The sequence below is a fragment of the Salinimicrobium marinum genome (genome assembly GCF_014651535.1).
Taxonomy (GTDB): domain Bacteria; phylum Bacteroidota; class Bacteroidia; order Flavobacteriales; family Flavobacteriaceae; genus Salinimicrobium; species Salinimicrobium marinum.
This window is the reverse complement of record NZ_BMXB01000005.1, coordinates 61803-82418: the sequence shown is the minus strand read 5'-3', so window position 1 is coordinate 82418 and position 20616 is coordinate 61803. Positions and strand designations below refer to the sequence as shown.

Genomic DNA, 20616 nt, shown 5'->3' with positions numbered 1-20616 from the left:
ATCAATATCTTGATTTCCTTACAATTAAAGATGTTCGTTATAATATTTAATTATAAAGTATATGTTATCCAAGGTATATTCGTCTTCTTCGATTTTAGAGATCAATTCACTATTTTCACTAAATAATCTTCTTAAGCTTTTTTTGTAGAGGAAGTTATCAATTAAAACTAATTCTTCATCCGTCTGTATAAAATAATAGATTTTTTTCGTCCTTATATTTGCCCCTGCCGGATTATTATGATGGTTATTTTTTTTCTCATATTCAAACAACTGAATTCGGTCATCTACAAGTAATTTGAGATAATCTCCTTTGTTGTCAAATAAATTGACTCTCTCTTTTTCCTTATAATAAAATATCTCATTATTCATACGATATGCCTGAATGCTATCATTATTTATTTTAACTATTCGATCATTTTTCCCTGACAAATATAATTTTCCCAAAAGAGGGTTGTGGATCTCTCCATAAATAGTATCCTTTTGAATCGTAACAACATAATCAGATAGTTTTTCTTCCTTATGGATGAAATTCCCGATGCTACTTTTAAGCCATTGGTCCGTATTGGTATCTTTCTCAGAGGTGGCATAAATTCCATCTGTATGTTTAGGTTCTTTATAGGTATAAATCTTATCATTTAATTTAAAAGATGTTACCTTCTTTAAATTATGTTTTCGAAACTTTATCCAACTACTTTTTGGATTCTGAATTTTCTCATAGAAGTAAAGTTTATTTTTGGTGTAATTCCGAAAAGTTCCATAAATGGTATCACTATTTTGTTTGACTATATAATCCAGAAACTGTTCTTGGGAATAAGATTTGCCGAAAAGCAAGAAAATTAAAATTAATAACAGGGTATATTTTCCCATGATTTTTATTTCGATCATTTGTAATTGATAAATAGTTGGGAGTATGCTACTTATATCTCGTTATCCAGTTCATTGATTGCCTTACGAAATGACTGTTTTTAGCAAACTTTAATAAAAAAATGTATAATCACATAGTTAAGAATTAGGATTATTTTTTGTCTCTAATCCACGTAAAAATCTATTCTTTTTCCTGATGCTGTACCGTTAGCAATAAACATTATATTTTTTTTAGATTTTGGTACCTGAACGATTAAAAAAGGTGCTAATTTCTCTTCATCATTATCAGGATCGGAATTTACCAGATCATAGCGTACAATAAGATTTTCATCATCTTCTTTAATTCCGATGAGGTCAATCTTGTCAAGGCCTTGTTGATTCGCATCTGAATGGAAAATTTGAATTAGCATTTTCTTTTTATAAAGCCCTTTTGCGTCTAAGTTGTATTTTTTTGGAAGTCAGATGGCAGGTAATCTTTATTGAAATATTTATTAAAACATACTTTTCGTAAATTAGGGATTGAGGAGTCAGTTCCTTCTGCTATAACGGTGTATAGAATGTTTTGCAGGTTTTGCTCCTGTGCGTAAATCCCGTTGAAGAAAAGGAAGCTTAGCGTAAGTGAGATGATAATGACTTCAATCTTCATTTTATATTCCTAAAGTTATGAGGTGTTTTACCTGGTGGTACGTCAAAGTTGCTTTAATACATTTTTTTAGCTCTTTTTCGGGAAGTTCCTGATTTATATCAAAAATGATCGCACGTTTCCCTTCAAACTGAAATTTGTTGCCAAAAACCAGTTGGAAAGTATCTACCAGCCTGCTGGAGCATTGAAAATACATGGCGTATTGATCGGGTGTTTTTTCCTTCCAATCCATACGGAGGGTACTCCCGTTTTTAGTAACAAAACTCGGTTCTCCCCATCTCAGGGTTTCTTCCAAATCGGTCACTCCTTCGGTTTGTTCCGCTGTTTCTATTACCAGTGTCCGCAATTGATCCATCTTATCCCGAACGAATTCAGGATAATTGGTGAAAATTCTTTCCACTTCCGGGTTGGTTTTTAAAGTCATTTCGCCATTAATCCGGTTTACAGACAGTTATCTCTTGAACAGTTCCCATGTTATTCTTCCAACATCCACTGTAGTAAATCTTCTTTGTCAACGATAGACCAACTGTGAGGATTACGTTCGCCATTTGCTCTGTAACCTTTATCTTCAGTGGTAATATATTCTATTTTTTTAAAATCTTGGGAAGTTAAATAGTTTGATAATCTTTTCAGATGAAAAGCATTCATTTGCTCATAATCAATGCCCATATTTTCTTTCCACCAGGTTTTATCAGGTTCTGTGTAAAAACGAAGTTTGGTGTTCTTTAGATTCTCTAAGTTCTGAGCGTTTTTCGTTTCAAAGGTGAAGGGAGCACGTTTTTCATAAGGCTCAATTTCCTCATCGGGATTTCCCAGTTGAGGTTTAAAGTAATTCAGCATAAAAGAGCTTTCCCCTACCGATGCCTGGGAAAAGTTTCTTTCAATGTTTTGTTCTGCAATACGATATAATGCGGCGATATCTACCGGGGAATCTATAACAAAGACTCCGGAAGGACTCAGATCGTATTCCGCATTTTGGGAAAGGTAATTCCCTATTAGTAATGCAATATTTCCTCCGCTAGACATCCCGCCAAAGTAAATTTTATCAGAAGGTAAATCGTTGGTGTTGATCATTTCCTTAATATTATTGGCCAGCTGTGATTTATCAGATTCCTCCAGCCATAATTTCCGGTTATAATTCAAATATGATACTGCAACATTGTTTTCGAGCGCCGATTCTGTGATAGGAAACCCGTTTTCAATGTTTTCAGCAGTTTCCGGAAATCCTCCGAAAAGGATCAGTACTGCTTCAGGATTTTCGGGTTTATAGAGCCTGGAAAACTCGGTTTCAACAGGTCTTTCCTGCATTTCATCTTGCTGGGCAAAAATGCAGGTTGTAAAAAAGAGGATGTTTACGATGATAAAATTTCTTAGAAGATTTTTCATTTATTGATGTTATAACGCTTCTTTTAGAAACTGGTGGTTAATAATATTATGTAAATAATCGGGAGAAATGAAGAATCCCACACTTTCTGAATTTAGAATTTGCCTAAAACATGAAACCAATTCCTACCTGGAAGCCATAATTCTTACTGGAATCTATGTAATTTTCGCTATCAAAAGCATCAGTAAAACCATGGAAATATCTTGCATCTGCGAAAAAGCCTCCTGTAAAGTTATAGGAAACCCCTACTGCTCCACCAAATTCAAAACTGTTTCCGAAATCGGTTTCTTCTCCGTCTACTTCTTCATTTACCAAAAAATTAAATGATGGCCCTGCTGCTATGGCTAAAGATTCGGTAAGATAAAATTTGGCCAACACGGGAACCTGAATATAATCTAGTTTGTATTCGGTTGTTCTGGGGCTACCTCCCAACATAATAACTTCGGCCTCTGTGCCTTGTGTGGTATAAAAAACTTCTGGTTGTATGGAAAACTTAGTTGTTATTGGAATTTCTGCCAGTAGGCCCAAATGCAATCCTGTCATAGTATTGTTTTCAGAAAAACTGTCGGAATTCATACTGGTAAAATTAACACCAGCCTTAGCGCCAAAAAGAACAGACTCCTGGGCCATACCTATTGTTCCGTTAAAAATGATAAGCCCAAAGATTAAAATTAAATTTTTCATGTAGTTGTTGATTATGATTGATTAATGAAGAATTGTTCCTTACGAACAACTAAAAATAGAATAATTATTTAATTCAGGAGCCTGATTTTCTGAACTTTCAGGTTTTACTTTTTTCTGAAGAAGTGTTTTTGTATTTCATTTTAAGATTTTTTTTAAGAAAAATTTAATATATTTATAGAAGAAAATTTTTGAGTTATGGAAAATTCTAAGCTCTACTATTTATTTATGATAGTGCCACTTTTTGTGATCTTTTCAGCAAAACAAATGGCGCTTATTACTTCTTTTGAACTTCTGGTTTTGCTAAGTTCTTATTTCCTGGTCTACAGGACCTATATAGACGGAAAAAGACTTGCAGATAAAAACCTGATCCCTGAATCTGAGATCTGGAGAATGTTGATTCCGGGTCAGCGGTTCAAATATTTTCAGGAGTTGTATTTCGATAAGCGCAGCAATTTGCGAAAAGTATAACAGGTGGATTATGAAATTGAATGCCGGTACTATTCCTGTTAATTTCGGGTGCTTTTATACGATTAGCTGCTGCACCTTTTTTCTGCTGAAATTCCAATTCTGAAGAAGAGTATTAAGAAAATGTTTCCAGTATAGGTTTTCCTGTATAAAATCCTTCTATTTGCTAAAATTGATTAATTTTGCAAACCTATTTGAAAGAAGGAGTAAATGAACACAAAATTCCCTGAATATAAAGGACTTGACTTGCCGAAAATAGCAGAAGAAATTCTGAATTTTTGGGAGGAAAAGAAAGTTTTTGAAAAAAGTGTAAGCAGTCGTGAAGGCAATGAACCTTTTGTATTTTTTGAAGGTCCGCCTTCAGCAAATGGTTTGCCGGGTATTCACCACGTGATGGCGCGCGCGATTAAAGATATTTTTTGCCGTTATAAAACTCAAAAAGGGTTTCAGGTAAACCGAAAAGCAGGTTGGGATACACACGGACTGCCAGTTGAGCTTGGGGTTGAAAAAGAACTGGGGATCACCAAAGAAGATATTGGTACAAAAATTACGGTGGAGGAATATAATGAAGCCTGTAAGAACGCGGTAATGCGTTATACCGATGTGTGGAACAACCTTACCGAAAAAATGGGATACTGGGTGGATATGGATGACCCATATATCACCTACAAATCAAAATACATGGAAACGGTGTGGTGGCTGCTTTCCCAGATCTACAAAAAAGGGCTTATCTATAAGGGATACACCATTCAGCCGTATTCACCAAAAGCCGGTACGGGTTTAAGTTCCCATGAGCTAAATCAGCCCGGGACCTATCAGGACGTGACAGATACCACGGTAACTGCAATGTTTAAAGCCCGAAAAGAAACCCTGCCCGATTTTCTTTCAGAAACAGAAGGGGAACTTTTCTTTATCGCCTGGACGACTACTCCATGGACCCTGCCTTCAAACACTGCTTTGACCGTAGGACCTAAAATTGAATATACGCTTGTAAAAACCTATAATCAATATACTTTTCAGCCTATCAATATCATTGTTGCCAGTAACCTGGTGGAGAAACAATTTGATAAGAAGTTCAAAAAGGTGGAAAATGAAGAAGCTTTAAAACCCTTTAAACAGGGCGACAAAATCCCATATTTTGTTGGAGGACGTTTTACAGGGAAAGACCTGGTAGGAATCAAGTATGAACAGTTGATGCCATACGTGCTGCCATACCATAATCCAGAAAATGCATTCCGGATCATTGCCGGGGATTTCGTAACTACCGAAGATGGTACAGGTATCGTGCATACCTCTCCGACTTTTGGGGCAGATGATGCCATGGTGGCAAAACAGGCAGAGCCGGAAGTTCCTGCGCTGCTGGTAAAAGATGAAAATGACAAACTTGTGCCGTTGGTGGACCTTCAGGGGAAATTTCGTCCTGAACTTGGGGAACTTGGTGGTAAGTATGTGAAAAATGAATATTACGATGATGGTGAAGCTCCCGAGAAATCTGTAGATGTGGAGATTGCCATCAAATTAAAAGAAGAAAACAGGGCTTTTAAAGTTGAAAAATATGTTCACAGTTATCCAAACTGCTGGAGAACAGATCGCCCGATCTTATATTATCCGCTTGATTCCTGGTTCATTAAAGTAACCGAGGTAAAAGACAGGATGTTTGAATTGAACCAGCAAATTAACTGGAAACCTAAATCCACAGGTGAAGGTCGTTTTGGGAACTGGCTGGCAAATGCCAATGACTGGAACCTTTCCCGTAGCCGTTTCTGGGGAATTCCGTTGCCAATCTGGAGGACAGAAAATGGCAGGGAAGAGATCATTATTGGTTCGGTTAAAGAGTTGAAGGCTGAAATCACCAAAGCCGTTGAGGCAGGAGTGATGAAAAATGATCCTTTCCCTGATTTTAAAGTGGATGATCTTTCCGAAGAAAATTATGATCAGGTAGACCTGCATAAAAATGTGGTGGATGAGATCATTCTTGTTTCAGAATCAGGCAAACCAATGAAGCGCGAAAGCGATTTGATCGATGTGTGGTTTGATTCTGGTTCCATGCCGTATGCGCAATGGCATTATCCATTCGAGAACAAGGAAAAAGTGGAAGGCGGACTAAGAAAAGCCGATTTCATAGCCGAGGGCGTTGACCAGACGAGAGGATGGTTTTATACGCTTCACGCCATTGCTACCATGGTGTTCGACGATATGGCCTACAAAAACGTGGTTTCCAACGGACTTGTGCTTGATAAGAACGGACAAAAAATGTCCAAACGCCTTGGAAATGCGGTAGATCCATTCGAAACGCTTGCAGCTTTTGGTCCCGATGCTACCCGTTGGTACATGATCTCCAACGCAAATCCATGGGATAACTTAAAATTTGATATTGAAGGAATTTCTGAAGTGCGTCGTAAATTCTTCGGAACACTTTACAACACGTATTCCTTCTTCACTTTATATGCGAACATTGACAATTTCACCTATTCTGAAGCCGATGTACCTTTAGAAGAACGTCCTGAAATTGACCGTTGGATCCTTTCTGAACTCCACACGCTCATTGAGCAGGTAGATAAATTCTATGCCGATTATGAGCCTACCAAAGCGACCCGTGCAATATCTGAATTTGTTCAGGAAAACCTGAGCAACTGGTACGTGCGTTTATGCCGTAGAAGGTTCTGGAAAGGTGATTACGGGCAGGATAAAATTTCTGCATATCAAACTCTTTATACCTGCCTTGAAACAGTCGCGAAGCTTGGTGCGCCGGTAGCACCTTTCTTTATGGACAGGTTGTACCAGGATCTAAATTCCGCTACACAAAAGGAAGAATTTGAATCGGTTCATATTGCTGAATTTCCGGTAGCCGACAAGTCTTATGTGGATGAGTCGCTGGAAAGACAAATGCAGAAGGCACAGACAATTTCTTCCCTGGTTCTTTCACTACGGAAGAAAGAGATGATAAAAGTGCGCCAGCCATTACAAAGGGTGATGATTCCTGTACTGGATGAGCAGCAAAAACAGGAGATTCTGGCAGTTGCCGAATTAATAAAATCTGAAGTTAACGTTAAGGAATTGCAGTTAATTGATGATGCTTCGGGCATACTTGTAAAGCAGGTAAAACCCAACTTTAAAGTGCTGGGCCCGCGCTTCGGGAAAGACATGAAATTAATTGCAAATGAGATCAATAACTTTACTTCCGAAGAAATAAGTACCATCGAACGTGAGGGGAAAATTGATGTAGGAATTAACGGAAAAATGATTACTTTAGGCGCTGAAGATGTTGAGATTACTTCTCAGGATATTGAGGGGTGGCTGGTAGCTAATTCCGGTAATATTACAGTGGCTTTGGACATTACGATCTCCGATGAGCTTAAGCAGGAGGGAATTGCCAGGGAGCTGGTAAACCGAATCCAGAATGTTCGGAAAGAATCGGGATTTGAAGTGACCGATAAAATAAATGTGACCCTACAGAAGGACGGTATTGTCGAGGGCGCCGTTCAAAACAATATAGATTATATAAAAAACGAAACGCTTACTGCAAATCTCGACCTAGCAGAAACGGTAAACAATGGCACTGAAATCACCTTTGATGAGGTAGCGACGAGATTGTTTATTCAAAAAAACTAATAACTATGTCAGTAGAAGTAAAAGAACGTTACAGCGATGCAGATTTGGCTGAATTTAAAGCGCTTATTCTTGCAAAAATTGAAAAGGCTAAAGAGCAGCTTGATTTGTACAAAAGTGCTTACATGAATGATGGTAACAATGGTACAGACGATACCTCACCAACGTTCAAGGCTTTTGAAGAAGGAAGTGAAACCATGAGCAAAGAAGCGAACTCCCAGCTTGCAATTCGCCAGGAGAAGTTTATTCGTGACCTTAAAAATGCTTTGGTGCGAATTGAAGGCAAAACTTATGGAATTTGTCGCGTTACCGGAAAATTGATTGCTAAAGAAAGATTAAAACTGGTACCTCACGCTACTTTGAGCATTGAAGCTAAAAATTTACAGCGTTAAGACCGGTATTGAATTATATTTAAAAGCGCTCCCTGCCGTTTTATGGTGTGGAGCGCTTTTTGTTTATTCCGCCCTATGAGATCAATTTTGGTTATTGCTGTTATTTTCTTCGGGTTTTCTGCTTTTGCACAAAAGAAGACTTTGAGTTTTATGGATGCAAAAGAGATTACAGGGATCATCATAAGGAGCGATGAGGTATTTAAGATAAGGATCTCCACAGCTCCGGTAGAAACTATTATAATAAAAACAAGGGCAGATGGGGAATACTTCAATAACATTAGTCTGGATGCTGAAGTAAGCGGTGAAACTCTCCTGCTTACTTCCCGCTTCAGGGAGATATTACAAAGCGGATTTGATAAGCTGAGTGCCCACAAAGTTTTCGCCATGGAAGTGGAACTTGAAGTGCCCGAAGGTCTCTCGGTTGAAATAATATCCAACCTTGCTTCGGTACTTGCAAAAGGCGTATATGAAAGGCTTTTTGTTCAGCTGAAATCAGGTTATTGCAACCTTCAGGAGTTCAATGGTGACGCCGTAGTAAATACCTTTGACGGTAATGTGGAAGTGGAAACATCAAATGCCCTAGTAAAAGCATCTTCCAGACATGGTACAGTAAATACTGATATCAATGCAGGCGGACAGCATACAATTCAAATTACTTCAATCAATGGCAACATAAGCGTCACAAAAACTAAATAATATTAGTATTTTTGAACGTTTTTAATTTAAATTTTCAATGTCTTTAAAAAAAGCTTCTCTCATTATAATTCTGGTGTTACTAATAGATCAGATCACAAAATTTTATATTAAAACCAATTTTGCACTTGGGGAAGAAATAAAGGTCTTCGAGTGGTTTAGTATTCTTTTTGTGGAAAATGAAGGGATGGCCTGGGGAGCGAGGATTCCCGGGGAATATGGCAAATTGATCCTTACCAGTTTCAGGCTGGTGGCGATCGTGGGGATAGGATACTGGCTGTGGGATTCGGTGAGGAAGAATGGATCGAAAATCTTAATAACAGCTATTGCCCTTATTTTTGCAGGTGCTTTCGGAAATATAATTGATTCTGTTTTCTACGGAGTAATATTTGAACACAGTTACGGACAGGTGGCGGAGTTGGTTCCTGCAGCCGAGGGCTATGGCACTTTAATGCATGGAAAAGTGGTGGATATGCTGTATTTTCCATTATGGTCTGGATACCTTCCGGAATGGATTCCTTTCTGGGGTGGAAATTACTTTACCTTTTTTGAACCTGTTTTCAACATAGCCGATTCAGCTATTACAGTGGGAGTATTTCTTTTGATTCTGTTTAATAAAAGGGCATTTCCTGCGGAAGATGAGCAGGGAGAAGAGAGAAACAAGAAGGTTCAGGCTACTTCCTGATCGAAGATCTTTTCAAATTTTTTGAGCTCGATAGGCTTGATCAAATAATCTGTTACCATATTGAAGGATTTGGCGCGTTCCAAATCGCGGGGATCTATAGAGGAACTCACCACGTATAAGGTGATCTTTTTATTGAAGCTGTTCTTGATCTTGAAAAACTCTCCAAGGAATTCCCAGCCGTCCATTACAGGCATATTGAGATCAAGAAAAATGATGTCGGGAAGCTTGTCCTGGTTCATATTTTCCAGGATAGGCCTGAAATAGTCAAGCGCTTCTTTTCCGTTTTTGAAAATGATGAGATTCCGGGATAATTTTTTGATCTCGATGATCTTTTTGACGAGGTTGACGTAGATGCTATCATCATCAATGATACACGCCAATTCAATGGGCTGCTCCATATTACCGGAATTTGATTTTAAAGGTAGTACCTATATTTACGGTACTGGTCACAGAAATGTTTCCACCCATTGCTTCCACCTGATTTTTCGTTATGAATAACCCAATTCCCTTTGCTTCGGGATGGCGATGAAAAGTTTTGTACATGCCAAACATCTTGTCTCCATACTGGTCCAGATCAATCCCCATTCCGTTGTCACTTACTTCTAAAAAATTACTTCCATTCTCCTGATACGTCTGAATGAAGATGACCGGTTTCCGTCCTTTTTGCCTGTACCTAATGGCATTTGTGATCAAATTTAGTAAAATACTCTCCAGATATTCAGAAATGTAAGTTATTTCGTTCAACTTATCAAAATCAGCGATTATCTGCGCGTTTTCCCGCTTTATCAAAGATGAAGTTGAGGTGATTACTACCTGAAGTGCATCTTCGAATTTAACGGTTTTTTTCTCTTTGGTGAGAATGCTTTGTTTCGTGACAACCTCATTAAGGTGCCTTATGGCCTCGTCAAGATTTGTTGCAATATCATTGACGTTCATCAAGAGATCCAGCTTGTCGCGATCTTTTTTAGACTCTGTAAGCAGCTGCGAAATGAGGCTGAGGTTGCTGCTGTGTGACCGCAGATTATGGGAGACAATATGAGCAAAATTAAAGAGCCTTGAATTTTGTGCTGCAATAATATCCAGGGAGTTCTGCAGATTGATTTCATTGGTTTTGTTGAGGTCAATATCCTGAAAAACTCCTCTTATTCCAATAATCTCCTGTTCCTTATCATAAACCGGTTTTCCTGTTGCCCGTATCCAGAATTCACTGTTGTGGAAGGTGAGCATCTTGATCTCTACCTTAAAAGGTATGCCATATTCTGCACACTTTTTAAACATCTCCTGCGCTTTTTTCCGGTGCTCCTGCGCATAGAACTTCATTTTGTCTTCGGGCCGCGGCTCATAATCGTAAGGACAGTTAAATATCTTTTTAGTGACCTCGTCCCAGTATACCGCACCCGAAGCCGAATCAACATACCAGCCTCCCGTGGAAGTCATTTCGGCGGTTTCCCGATAGTAAAAAAAGTTTTCTTCTATGGTATACTGGTCCCGCTTTGCCTGGTGAATGTTCACGAATAACAGTACTACAGAATCCTCCAGACTGTTTTCCTTCTTTTTTAGGGTACGGCACTCAAACCAGCGGAATTTCCCGTTTTCGAGTTTTAGCCTTACCTCAAGGTTAAAGGGTTTAAATTCGGAAATTAGCTGCCCAAAATGCTCCCGGAAGTCATAACGGTAGTCCTTGTGTAGGATTTCATCGAGGAAGTATTCTAAAGATGCTGTTTTTGTATCCTGCTTTCGCACTAAGACAAGAAAATGATCGGACCAGGTGATTTCTTTTGTAAGAAGATTGATCTTCCAGTAGGCAATATCAAAATCTTTTAAAATATTGTTTAACTGGAGGTCGTTGAGCATCAATAAAATGATTGGTTCATTAAATGTACCTCAAAAAACGACTTTTACAAATTTTTGAAGCTATAAATTTTTCCAGGAGTGACGCAGTAATCGAGTGGAATATCATTTTCTGAAACTTCTGAAATAATGGGCTCTGCTTCAAAGAATGAAAGTCCAACCTTTACGGTTTCTCCTGTGCAACTGTCTAAGAATCTATCGTAAAAACCTTTTCCGTAGCCAATCCTGTTGCCTTTTTCGTCAAAAGCCAGAAGGGGAATGAAAACCACCTCGATATTTTGCGGTGGAATTTCAATTCCGTCCACCGGTTCCGGAATTCCGTACTCGTTTTGCTTTAGGACAGTGGAATCTGTCAATAGATAATTTACCATTCGGAAATTTTCAAAATCAGATTTTGATACCACTACATTCTTATCCTTTCCCTGCAGGATGTGCAGGATAGTTTCGGTATTCACCTCTCTCTTATTGGCAATGCTCAGGAAAAGGTGATAATATGTATATTCCCAGATGGGTATTTTCAGGAGGTTATTGGCGATCTCTAGGCTTTTGTCTTCGATTTCTTCCGAAGAAAAATCTTCCCGCAGCTTCTTGTATCTTAGGCGCAACTCATTCTTCTTCATGACTCTTGTTTGAAGCGGAAAGATGGAAAATAGCATCTCCCTGGTAAACTATTGGCGATTCATTCACATTGATAATATATCCTTCATTTGGTGCCTTAACTTTATGACGCAGTTTCCCGTATGGATCTGTTATAATGGCAATATACTCACCTTTTTCAACATGCTTTCCGCAGGGAATTTTTACATGTAGCAGTCCGCTGTATTTGGCGCGCATCCAGGAGCTGTTTTCAATAACTACGGTTTCCCCTTTTGGATCGGGTACTTCAAATTTCTGCTTTAGCATATCCAGGTGATGAAGGATTCTCATTGCTCCTTCCACACCACTTCTGGCTATATCTTTATTACTGTTGTTGGATTTTCCGCCTTCAAACAACAACACCGATTTTCCATGTTTGGAGCAGGTTTCCCTGTAGGATTTTGTAATGGTTTTTGAGAGGATGGTAAATGGAGCATTGAATATTCGGGCATATTTTAACGCCTCCTGATCTCCTTTTACAATCCTAATCTGTGGGGCATTGAACCTGCTGGCGCCTCCTGTGTGAAAATCCATGCAGAAATCGGCGACCGGTAATATCTTCTGAACAAACTGGTAGGCAAACCTGCTGGCAAGGGAGCCATTTTTGGAACCGGGAAACACCCGGTTAAGGTCTCTGCCATCAGGAAATTCCCTGGTCATATTTAGAAATCCGAAGACATTGATGATAGGGATACAAATTACAGTTCCAATAGCCGGTTTGTTAATTTCCCTTACAATGAGCTGGCGTACTACTTCCACACCATTAATCTCATCGCCATGGATTCCTGCGGTGATCAACACCACCGGTCCCGGTTTTTTTGCCCGTTCAATGATTATAGGTACTTCAACCGATGTGGCGGTGTAAAGCTTCGCCATATTGAAGTTGATGGTGGCGCCTTTGCCGGGCGAAATTCTTTTCCCTAAAAGTTCAAGTACGTTGTTTTCGTCTATAGAAGCCATGCATTACATGTTTCTCTCAATATATCGAATAATTGTTTTGGCGATGTCTTTTCCGGTTGCTTTTTCTATACCTTCCAGTCCCGGGGATGAATTTACCTCAAGGATAAGTGGACCTCTGGAACTTTGCAACATGTCTACCCCCGCAACTCCAAGTCCCATGGATTTTGCTGCCTTAATAGCTGCATTTTCCTCATCATCGGTAAGCTGGATCACAGAAGCAGATCCGCCTCTATGCAAATTACTTCGGAATTCTCCTTCTTTTCCCTGGCGCTTCATCGCACCCACTACATGGCCATCTACCACAAGGGCACGAATATCGGCGCCCCCGGCTTCTTTGATAAACTCCTGAACGATCACCCTCGCCTGAAGTCCGTTGAAGGCTTCAATTACCGATTCAGCTGCATTCTTGGTTTCTGCAAGAACAACTCCAAGTCCCTGTGTTCCTTCCAGTAATTTTATGATCAAAGGTGCACCTCCCACATGGTCGATCACTTCCCCTACATCTTTAGAGTAGTTGGTGAAAACAGTTTTTGGCAATCCAAGCCGGGCGCGGGATAGTACCTGTAAACTTCTCAGTTTGTCACGGCTGCGCACCAGTGACTGTGATTCGGTAGTGGTGAAAACGCCCATCATTTCGAACTGCCGGACTACTGCTGTACCATAAAAAGTAACAGAAGCCCCGATCCTGGGAATTACCGCATCGGTATTTTCCAGATGTCTTCCTCGGTAAAAGATGGAAGGATGTTTTTTCTCGATGATAAGATCACACTTAAGTGGATCGATCACCTCTATGCTATGCTTTCTCTCCTTTGCAGCTTCTATAAGCCGTTGGGTGGAATAGAGATTACTATTTCTGGATAGGATTTTTATATTCATTCTTGGTTGAGATTGAAGGATACGTCAAAATATTCGGTATCTACGATAAATTTTTTGGTGAGAAATTTTCGCCCCAGCAGGACAGGAAATCTCATTTCCTGGCGTGCAGAAAGTGAAAGAGAAATTTTATAGGTTCTGTTGAACAGGTTTATAGTGCTTTGAATCTGATATCTTTTCTGTACCATCCCGTTACTGGATTTCACAAAAACAACATCATAATCTGTAAAAGTAAATTCTTTGCCGTTGTACAGCGGGTGTTCTTCATCCAGAAATGTGCATTTAAGAACGCCATCTTCTTCTTTAATGTTATCACAATGAATGGAGGAGGTGTAAGCTCCGGTATCAATTTTTACTGAAATATCGTTTAAGTGCAAACCCGGAAAATCTGCCCTGTCATAACGACCAATCATTCTTTTTTCCATGGCTGCAAGTTAATAAAAGGAGAATGTTTAAATCTTAACAATTTCTCAAAATATAATACTGAATTTCAGTGAGTTTACCAATTAATTGAAATTTTCCCCCTTAGAAAAAACGGAGTTCCGGGGGTGAAATGAATCTCTTCTACAGGAGCCGGTTCATCAAAAAGGCGGGTTTCGGTTGCAAACTGGGTCTCGTTCCAGTCGGTATCAAAAATGTTCTCTACAATGATCCCGAAAGTGTAATTCCTGTAAGAATAATTCAGGTTGAGATCTGTGACAACATAACCTTCGGCAGTAATGCTGTTATCCTCGTTGGCAGGTCGATCATTGAGGTACCGGTAATTGATGCTTCCGGAGAAATTTTTTAGGTTTTCGATGGCGATCCCTCCGGTAGAAGTAAAGTCCGGCGCCAGGGGAATATAATTTTCTCCTTCCGGGTCTTCGGTGCTTCGGGCGTGGGTGTAATTGGCATCGGCAAAAAGATACAGCCAGTCTGTAGTTTGATACCTTGCCCCAAGATCAATTCCCATTCGCCTGGTTTTTCCGCTGGGCTCCACAATTCCGGCATCTCCAACATACACAAATTCCTGATCCAGAAACAGCGTCCATAAGGCGGCATTAAAAACGAGCCTATCGGTAGCTTTATAAACTGCTCCAAGATCTGCTCCGTAAGCAGCCGGTAAAACGTCTTCCCCGTTGTTGGCTACCACCACTCTGGTGTCATTGGAATGATAACCAATCCCGGTTTTCAAAAACAGCTGAAACTGAGTCGTTGGATTGTAGATGAAATTCAGTTTTGGGCTGGCGAAGACTTTGGTTTCACTTTGATTGTTGTAAGTTTCCGATAGCAGATTTTCATAATCAAACTTGAAGTAATCCAGGCGAAGTGCAGGATTAACTTTGAATTTTCCGAAGTTAAATTCGGTGTTTACAAATCCGTAAGCGTTCGTTTCATCAATATTTCCTAAGGCGAGGCGGTTAAGCAGTTCTTTTCGGTTTCGGGTGTGCGACAGCTCCACTTCATTGATATCATCATATCGAAACCCGATTCCTGAAGTGTAGGAGAAATCAAAATCATTGAATTCTATGAGGTCTGAAACGGCAGTTTCAAAGCCTAAAATATTCCGATCTTCCTGCTGTTTTATCTGGTCTCCGTTAACAGGATCTTCCAGGAAGAAAGTGAAATTGGAGTAAAGTTCGAAATCGTAGTGGTTGTAAAAAGCTTTTGTTTTAAGTCTTTTTGTTGCGCTAAGGTATTTTGAATGTGTGGCCAGTAAATTGGTGCGGCTGGTATTTCCACCTTCGGTATCGTCTATGGCGCCAAACCGGGAAATCATTCCGGCGTCTATTGCACGTTGCGGAATTTGTCCCGAAGCATCCCACTTGCTTTGAAAATGAGAAGCGGTTAAGGTCATTTTTTGATCTCCGGGAATAGAAAAATTATACTTTCCAAGTAAGTTGAACCGGTTGAAATTTTGCGGAGATTCAAACGGGCCATTGGTAAGGTTCAGGGAAGACGCCACGTAGGCGTTGCTGCTTTCCGTTTCCAGAACATTGAACATTCCAACCGTCCTGAAGGTGTCAAACTGCCCGTATTCTACAGAAACAGTACTGTTTTCAAGTCGGTCTTTGGTTTTAAAACCAACATAACCGGCAGTATTGAAATTTCCCTGGTCGGAATAATATGGGCCTTTGCCGAATTCTATTTTTTCGATGGTCTCAGGGATCAAAAAGTGCAGATCTGCATAACCCTGTCCGTGGGCGTGGGAAACCATATTTACAGGCATTCCGTCCACATTGAGGGTAATATCGGTTCCGTGATCTATATCAAAACCTCTCAGGAAAATTTGTTCGGCTTTTCCGCCACCGGCATGTTGGCCAATGATCAATCCCGGCACCCGGCGCAGGATCTCCTGGGAAGATTTCACAGGATTCGTCTGCAGGTCAATTTCTGCAATCTGGTTCAGGATATTTACTTCGGAAGTAATTAGCACCTGAGAAAGGGAGGTTTCTGAAGGTTCTAGAATAAACCTGATCTCTCTTCCAAAATCTTCCGGAGTAATGGAAATTTTTGCTGTACCGTACCCTATGTGGGTGAAAGAAAGCTTGTCATTTACAGAAATATTTTCCAGTTCAAATTTTCCGAAGTTATTGGTTTGGGTGTGCTGGCCGGTATTCTCATTAAAAACCGCAACATTTGCGAGCGGTTGGTTGGAGGAATTAAGAAGCAGGCCTTCTACTTTTTGTGTTTGTGCAAATGCAGATGTAAATGCGAAAAAGAGAATTAGAAACGTTTTCATTTAATTGATGGGTTTAGCGGGCGCAAAGAAAAGCGGTTCATTTTTTGTGAAAAACTAATTTCTTAAATTAAGAAAAATTTAACATTTTTAAAAAGCCGCTGTCAGGGCTTCAGATTTTTTATATTTTACCTTTGGATCAATGGACAAACCTAATGTAGAATTACAGTTAAAAACACTTCCGGAAAACCCGGGTGTGTATCAGTATTTCGATAAAAACGGAAAGATCCTGTACGTAGGGAAAGCCAAGAATCTTAAGAAACGGGTAACATCTTATTTCACCAAGAATAATGACAGTCAGCGGATTCGCGTGATGGTGAAAAAGATCCATGAAATACGACACATCGTGGTCGCTTCTGAAACGGATGCCTTGTTGCTGGAAAACAACCTGATCAAAAAGCTGCAGCCACGCTTTAACGTGATGCTGAAGGATGATAAAACATATCCCTGGATCTGTATAAAAAATGAACGTTTTCCAAGGGTTTTTCCTACTCGGAGACTGGTGAAGGATGGGAGCGAATATTTTGGACCCTATACTAGTTTCAAGACGGTGAATACCTTGCTGGACCTTATTAAAGGTTTGTACCAGTTAAGGACCTGCAATTACGACCTTTCCGAAGAGAAAGTCAGGAACGGAAAATACAAGGTATGCCTGGAATACCATCTGGGAAACTGCCTTGGCCCTTGTGAAGCGAACGAAAGTGAAGCCGAATACCTGAAAAAGATCGAAGCCATACGCCAGATCGTTAAAGGGAATTTTAAAGACTCACTTCAGGAGTTCCGGCTGCAGATGAAGGAGCACGCAGAAAAAATGGAATTTGAAGAAGCCCAGAAGATCAAATCAAAAATTGATGTTTTAGAGAATTACCAGTCCAAATCCACGGTGGTGAATCCGAAGATCAATAACGTTGATGTGTTTTCAATAGTTAGTGATGAGGAATACGGATATGTGAATTTTCTGCAGTTATCGCACGGTGCTATTATTCGTGCCCATACTATAGAACTTAAGAAAAAGCTGGATGAAACTGAAAAAGAGCTCCTGGAGCTTGGGATCATTGAAATACGCCAGCGGTTCAATTCCCTTACCCGTGAAATTTATGTTCCGTTTAAAGTAGATGCGGGGGAAGATATAAAAGTCACGGTGCCGAAACTGGGCGATAAAAAACAGATAGTGGATCTTTCTACCAGGAATGCCAAATATTTCAGGCAAGAACGTTTTAAACAAATGAAGATCGTAGATCCCGACCGTCATGTAAAAAGAATCATGGCGCAGATGAAGAAGGATCTGCGGTTAAAAGAAGAGCCAAGACATATAGAATGTTTTGACAACTCCAACATACAGGGATCAAATCCCGTAGCGGCCTGCGTGGTTTTTAAAGATGGAAAACCCAGCAAGAAAGATTACCGGAAGTTCAATATCAAAACCGTGGAGGGTCCTAATGACTTTGCTTCCATGGAAGAAGTAGTATTCCGGCGTTACAGGAGATTGCTGGAGGAGGGAGAACCATTACCGCAATTGATCATTGTAGATGGAGGGAAGGGACAGCTTTCCAGCGGAGTGAAAGCTTTGGAAACTCTGGGTTTACGCGGAAAAATTGCTATCATTGGAATTGCCAAGCGCCTGGAAGAGATATTTTATCCGGGGGATACTATTCCGTTGTACCTTGACAAGAAATCTGAAACCCTGAAGATTATTCAGCATCTGCGGAATGAGGCTCACCGTTTCGGGATTACTTTCCATCGAAATAAACGCAGCAGTACTGCTTTAAACACAGAACTTGAAAATATTCCTGGCATCGGCGAAAAAACGGTGGTAGAGCTGTTGCAGCAATTTAGATCACTCAAACGCATAAAAGAAGCTTCGAGAGAAGAACTGGCACAGGTAGTAGGAAAATCGAAAGCCGGAATTATTAAAAATCACTACCAGGAAGATGTATAAAAAAATAGTGTTTCTCTTCCTTTTTTGTACGTCACTTTTGTTTTCTCAGGAAAAGAAAGATCCTACCGTTGGGGTGGTTTTAAGTGGAGGGGGAGCAAAGGGACTTGCGCACATAGGTGCCCTGAAGGTCCTGGAAGAAGCCGGAGTGCAAATAGATTATATTGGTGGCACCAGTATGGGGGCCATTATAGGTTCTTTGTATGCAGCGGGGTATACTGCAAACGAGCTGGACAGTATTTTTGAAAGCACCAATTTTGAAATCCTCATTCAGGATGAAATTCCTCGTGGAGCCAGAACATTTTATGAACGAAAGGATGCAGAAAAATATGCTATAAGTCTGCCGTTTGATGATTTCAAAATTTCTTTTCCTTCAGGTCTTTCCAGGGGTCAGAATATTTATAATATGATTTCCAGGCTGACCCTGCATCATGCCGACAAATCTAATTTCAAGGAATTGCCGATTCCGTTTTTTTGTGTGGCGACCAATGTAGAAACGGGAGAAGAGGTGATCATGGACAGCGGCCATCTGCCACAGGCAGTTTTGGCCAGTTCGGCCATTCCTACCTTGTTCAGTCCTATTCTGGTAGATGGTAAATTGTTGACAGATGGTGGGGTGGTGAATAATTTTCCGGTGGAAGAAATGCGGAAAAGAGGAGCAGACATTATCATCGGAGTGGATGTGCAGGATAGCCTTACAGACAGGAATGAGCTGCGAACTGTATTTGAGATCCTCACCCAGATAAGCAATTTCAGGACTGTAAAGGATATGGAGGAGAAAATAAAGGAGACAGATGTTTATATAGTTCCTCCAATTACACCTTTTTCTGTAATGTCTTTTGACCGCGGAAGAAAGATCATCGACGCAGGAGAGGAAGCCGCGAGAAGCAGTATGGAGCAACTGAAGAATATTGCTGCAGAACAGGTAATAGAAACAAGGGAGCCTCTTAAGATCAGGGAGGTGGACAGCCTTTACATATCCGATATCCGGGTGGAAGGAAATCATTCTTATCCGCGGGCTTATGTGCTGGGCAAACTCAGGTTCAGGTATCCTTCAACCGTCTCCTATAAAGATTTTGTTCTGGGGATCAACAATCTTTCGGCTACCGGGAATTTTGATAGGGTAAATTATAAACTGAATCCAATTAACGGTGGTTACGCGATGGAACTGCAACTGGAGGAAAAGGAAAGCAAGACCTTTTTACAAATGGGATTGCATTATGATGACCTTTACAAGAGTGGGGCTTTGATCAATTTCACTAAAAAGAGTTCTCTGTTTACCAATGACGTGGCTTCTTTTGATTTTGTGTTGGGGGATAATTTCAGGTATAATTTCGAATATTACTGGGATAAAGGCTTCTACTGGAGCGTAGGGTTGAGATCCAGGTATAATAGTTTTGACAAAAGTGTGGGAGTCGATTTTGCAGAAAACACCTCCGAAATGAGATCAGATATAAATGTGAATCGGCTTTCAATAGATTATGCAGATCTTACCAACCACGTCTATATAGAAACCCTTTTTGAACAGGTGTTCTCCATAGGATTAGGGGCCGAACATAAATTTCTTGAAGTAACTTCGGAAACGATCAATGACGTGGAAACTACCATTCCATCTACTGTTTTTGACAAGAGTAATTATTTTAGCGCCTTTAGTTATCTGAAATTTGACAGCTTTGATAACAAATATCTTCCCGGAAAAGGATTTTATTTTAACGGAGATTTTCACTTGTACTTTTTATCATCAGATTATCATGAGAATTTCTCAAAATTCTCGATCGTAAAAGGCTCTCTTGGATATGCTTTTTCTCCCACTTCTAGGATATCGGCCAGGATTTCTGCCGGTACGGGCTTTCATATTGGGAACAACGAAAACAACTCCCTGGATTTTTTTCTTGGCGGTTATGGAAATGATTTTATCAATAATATTTTTCCATTTTATGGCTATGATTTTCTGGAGCTTTCTGCAGACAGTTATATAAAAAGCATGGTGGAGGTGGACTATGAAATTTTCAGAAAAAACCACATAATTGCCAGTGCTAATTTTGCCAATGTAGAGGATAATCTTTACAGCACCGGAGACTGGATTTCCATGCCCGATTATTCCGGGTATGCATTAGGTTATGCCCTGGAAACATTTATGGGGCCGCTGGAAGTGAAATATTCCTATTCACCCGATGCCAGAAGCAGTCATTGGTTTTTTAGTCTTGGATTCTGGTTTTAGA

At 40.0% G+C, this 20616-nt stretch carries 19 protein-coding genes; 7 read left to right on the top strand and 12 right to left on the bottom strand.

Translation table 11 applies throughout. The annotated features are described in order from the left end of the window. Nucleotides 1-24: 24 nt before the first annotated feature. From IE056_RS08705 to IE056_RS08685, 5 genes are all read right to left on the bottom strand, one after another. Nucleotides 25-867, bottom strand: a complete 843-nt coding sequence (locus IE056_RS08705) for a hypothetical protein (protein ID WP_189604323.1) — start codon at nt 865-867, stop codon at nt 25-27. A 161-nt stretch (nt 868-1028) separates the two neighbouring features. Further along, nucleotides 1029-1274: a hypothetical protein gene (locus IE056_RS08700; RefSeq protein ID WP_189604322.1), complete on the bottom strand. Its 246-nt coding sequence runs from the start codon at nt 1272-1274 to the stop codon at nt 1029-1031. Between the two features lie 237 nt (nt 1275-1511). Continuing rightward, a complete protein-coding gene (locus IE056_RS08695) occupies nt 1512-1931 on the bottom strand; it encodes a DUF1801 domain-containing protein (RefSeq protein WP_189604321.1) in 420 nt (139 codons plus the stop codon). A 50-nt stretch (nt 1932-1981) separates the two neighbouring features. Beyond that, nucleotides 1982-2893 carry a hypothetical protein gene (locus tag IE056_RS08690; protein WP_189604320.1) on the bottom strand — a complete coding sequence of 304 codons (912 nt, stop codon included), beginning with the start codon at nt 2891-2893 and terminating at the stop codon, nt 1982-1984. Nucleotides 2894-2996: 103 nt separating this feature from the next. Beyond that, the gene (locus IE056_RS08685) at nt 2997-3575 is read right to left on the bottom strand and encodes a porin family protein (protein WP_189604319.1); all 579 of its coding nucleotides are present in this window, start codon (nt 3573-3575) and stop codon (nt 2997-2999) included. 195 nt (nt 3576-3770) lie between these two features. On the opposite strand from IE056_RS08685, the gene IE056_RS08680 reads away from it, so the two are divergent. The 5 genes from IE056_RS08680 to IE056_RS08660 all read left to right on the top strand — a co-directional run bounded on the left by IE056_RS08680 (nt 3771) and on the right by IE056_RS08660 (nt 9419). Further along, nucleotides 3771-4043 carry a hypothetical protein gene (locus IE056_RS08680; protein ID WP_189604318.1) on the top strand — a complete coding sequence of 91 codons (273 nt, stop codon included), beginning with the start codon at nt 3771-3773 and terminating at the stop codon, nt 4041-4043. Between the two features lie 207 nt (nt 4044-4250). After that, nucleotides 4251-7652, top strand: a complete 3402-nt coding sequence (gene ileS, locus IE056_RS08675; RefSeq protein WP_189604317.1) for an isoleucine--tRNA ligase — start codon at nt 4251-4253, stop codon at nt 7650-7652. A gap of 5 nt (nt 7653-7657) precedes the next feature. Continuing rightward, nucleotides 7658-8041 carry a TraR/DksA family transcriptional regulator gene (locus tag IE056_RS08670; protein WP_189604316.1) on the top strand — a complete coding sequence of 128 codons (384 nt, stop codon included), beginning with the start codon at nt 7658-7660 and terminating at the stop codon, nt 8039-8041. 75 nt (nt 8042-8116) lie between these two features. After that, complete coding sequence (locus IE056_RS08665; protein ID WP_189604315.1) at nt 8117-8737, top strand: DUF4097 family beta strand repeat-containing protein; 621 nt, start codon at nt 8117-8119, stop codon at nt 8735-8737. Nucleotides 8738-8774: 37 nt separating this feature from the next. Continuing rightward, on the top strand, nt 8775-9419 hold the full coding sequence (locus IE056_RS08660; protein WP_189604314.1) for a lipoprotein signal peptidase: 645 nt from the start codon (nt 8775-8777) through the stop codon (nt 9417-9419). Here IE056_RS08660 and IE056_RS08655 read toward each other — a convergent pair. The 7 genes from IE056_RS08655 to IE056_RS08625 all read right to left on the bottom strand — a co-directional run bounded on the left by IE056_RS08655 (nt 9404) and on the right by IE056_RS08625 (nt 16461). Continuing rightward, on the bottom strand, nt 9404-9817 hold the full coding sequence (locus tag IE056_RS08655) for a response regulator (RefSeq protein ID WP_189604313.1): 414 nt from the start codon (nt 9815-9817) through the stop codon (nt 9404-9406). The two genes, IE056_RS08660 and IE056_RS08655, sit on opposite strands and share 16 nt — an antisense overlap. Before the next feature lies 1 nt (nt 9818). After that, a complete protein-coding gene (locus IE056_RS08650) occupies nt 9819-11273 on the bottom strand; it encodes a PAS domain-containing sensor histidine kinase (protein WP_189604312.1) in 1455 nt (484 codons plus the stop codon). A gap of 44 nt (nt 11274-11317) precedes the next feature. Continuing rightward, nucleotides 11318-11890, bottom strand: coding sequence for a 5-formyltetrahydrofolate cyclo-ligase (locus IE056_RS08645; RefSeq protein WP_189604311.1), 573 nt, complete (start codon nt 11888-11890; stop codon nt 11318-11320). Continuing rightward, the gene (locus tag IE056_RS08640; RefSeq protein ID WP_189604310.1) at nt 11877-12866 is read right to left on the bottom strand and encodes a succinylglutamate desuccinylase/aspartoacylase family protein; all 990 of its coding nucleotides are present in this window, start codon (nt 12864-12866) and stop codon (nt 11877-11879) included. Before IE056_RS08640 ends, IE056_RS08645 begins: the two co-directional genes overlap by 14 nt. Before the next feature lie 3 nt (nt 12867-12869). After that, nucleotides 12870-13742, bottom strand: a complete 873-nt coding sequence (gene rimK, locus IE056_RS08635; RefSeq protein WP_189604309.1) for a 30S ribosomal protein S6--L-glutamate ligase — start codon at nt 13740-13742, stop codon at nt 12870-12872. Continuing rightward, nucleotides 13739-14164 (bottom strand): ATP-dependent zinc protease family protein, encoded by a 426-nt coding sequence (locus IE056_RS08630; RefSeq protein ID WP_189604308.1) that lies wholly within the window; start codon nt 14162-14164, stop codon nt 13739-13741. Before IE056_RS08630 ends, rimK begins: the two co-directional genes overlap by 4 nt. A 74-nt stretch (nt 14165-14238) precedes the next feature. After that, entirely contained in the window at nt 14239-16461 is a 2223-nt protein-coding gene (locus IE056_RS08625; protein ID WP_189604307.1) for a TonB-dependent receptor, read from the bottom strand. A 139-nt stretch (nt 16462-16600) separates the two neighbouring features. Between IE056_RS08625 and uvrC the strand changes: the two genes are divergently transcribed. Both uvrC and IE056_RS08615 read left to right on the top strand, forming a co-directional pair. Beyond that, on the top strand, nt 16601-18397 hold the full coding sequence (gene uvrC / locus IE056_RS08620; RefSeq protein ID WP_189604306.1) for an excinuclease ABC subunit UvrC: 1797 nt from the start codon (nt 16601-16603) through the stop codon (nt 18395-18397). After that, complete coding sequence (locus IE056_RS08615) at nt 18390-20615, top strand: patatin-like phospholipase family protein (protein ID WP_189604305.1); 2226 nt, start codon at nt 18390-18392, stop codon at nt 20613-20615. Before uvrC ends, IE056_RS08615 begins: the two co-directional genes overlap by 8 nt. The last annotated feature ends 1 nt before the right edge of the window (nt 20616 follow it).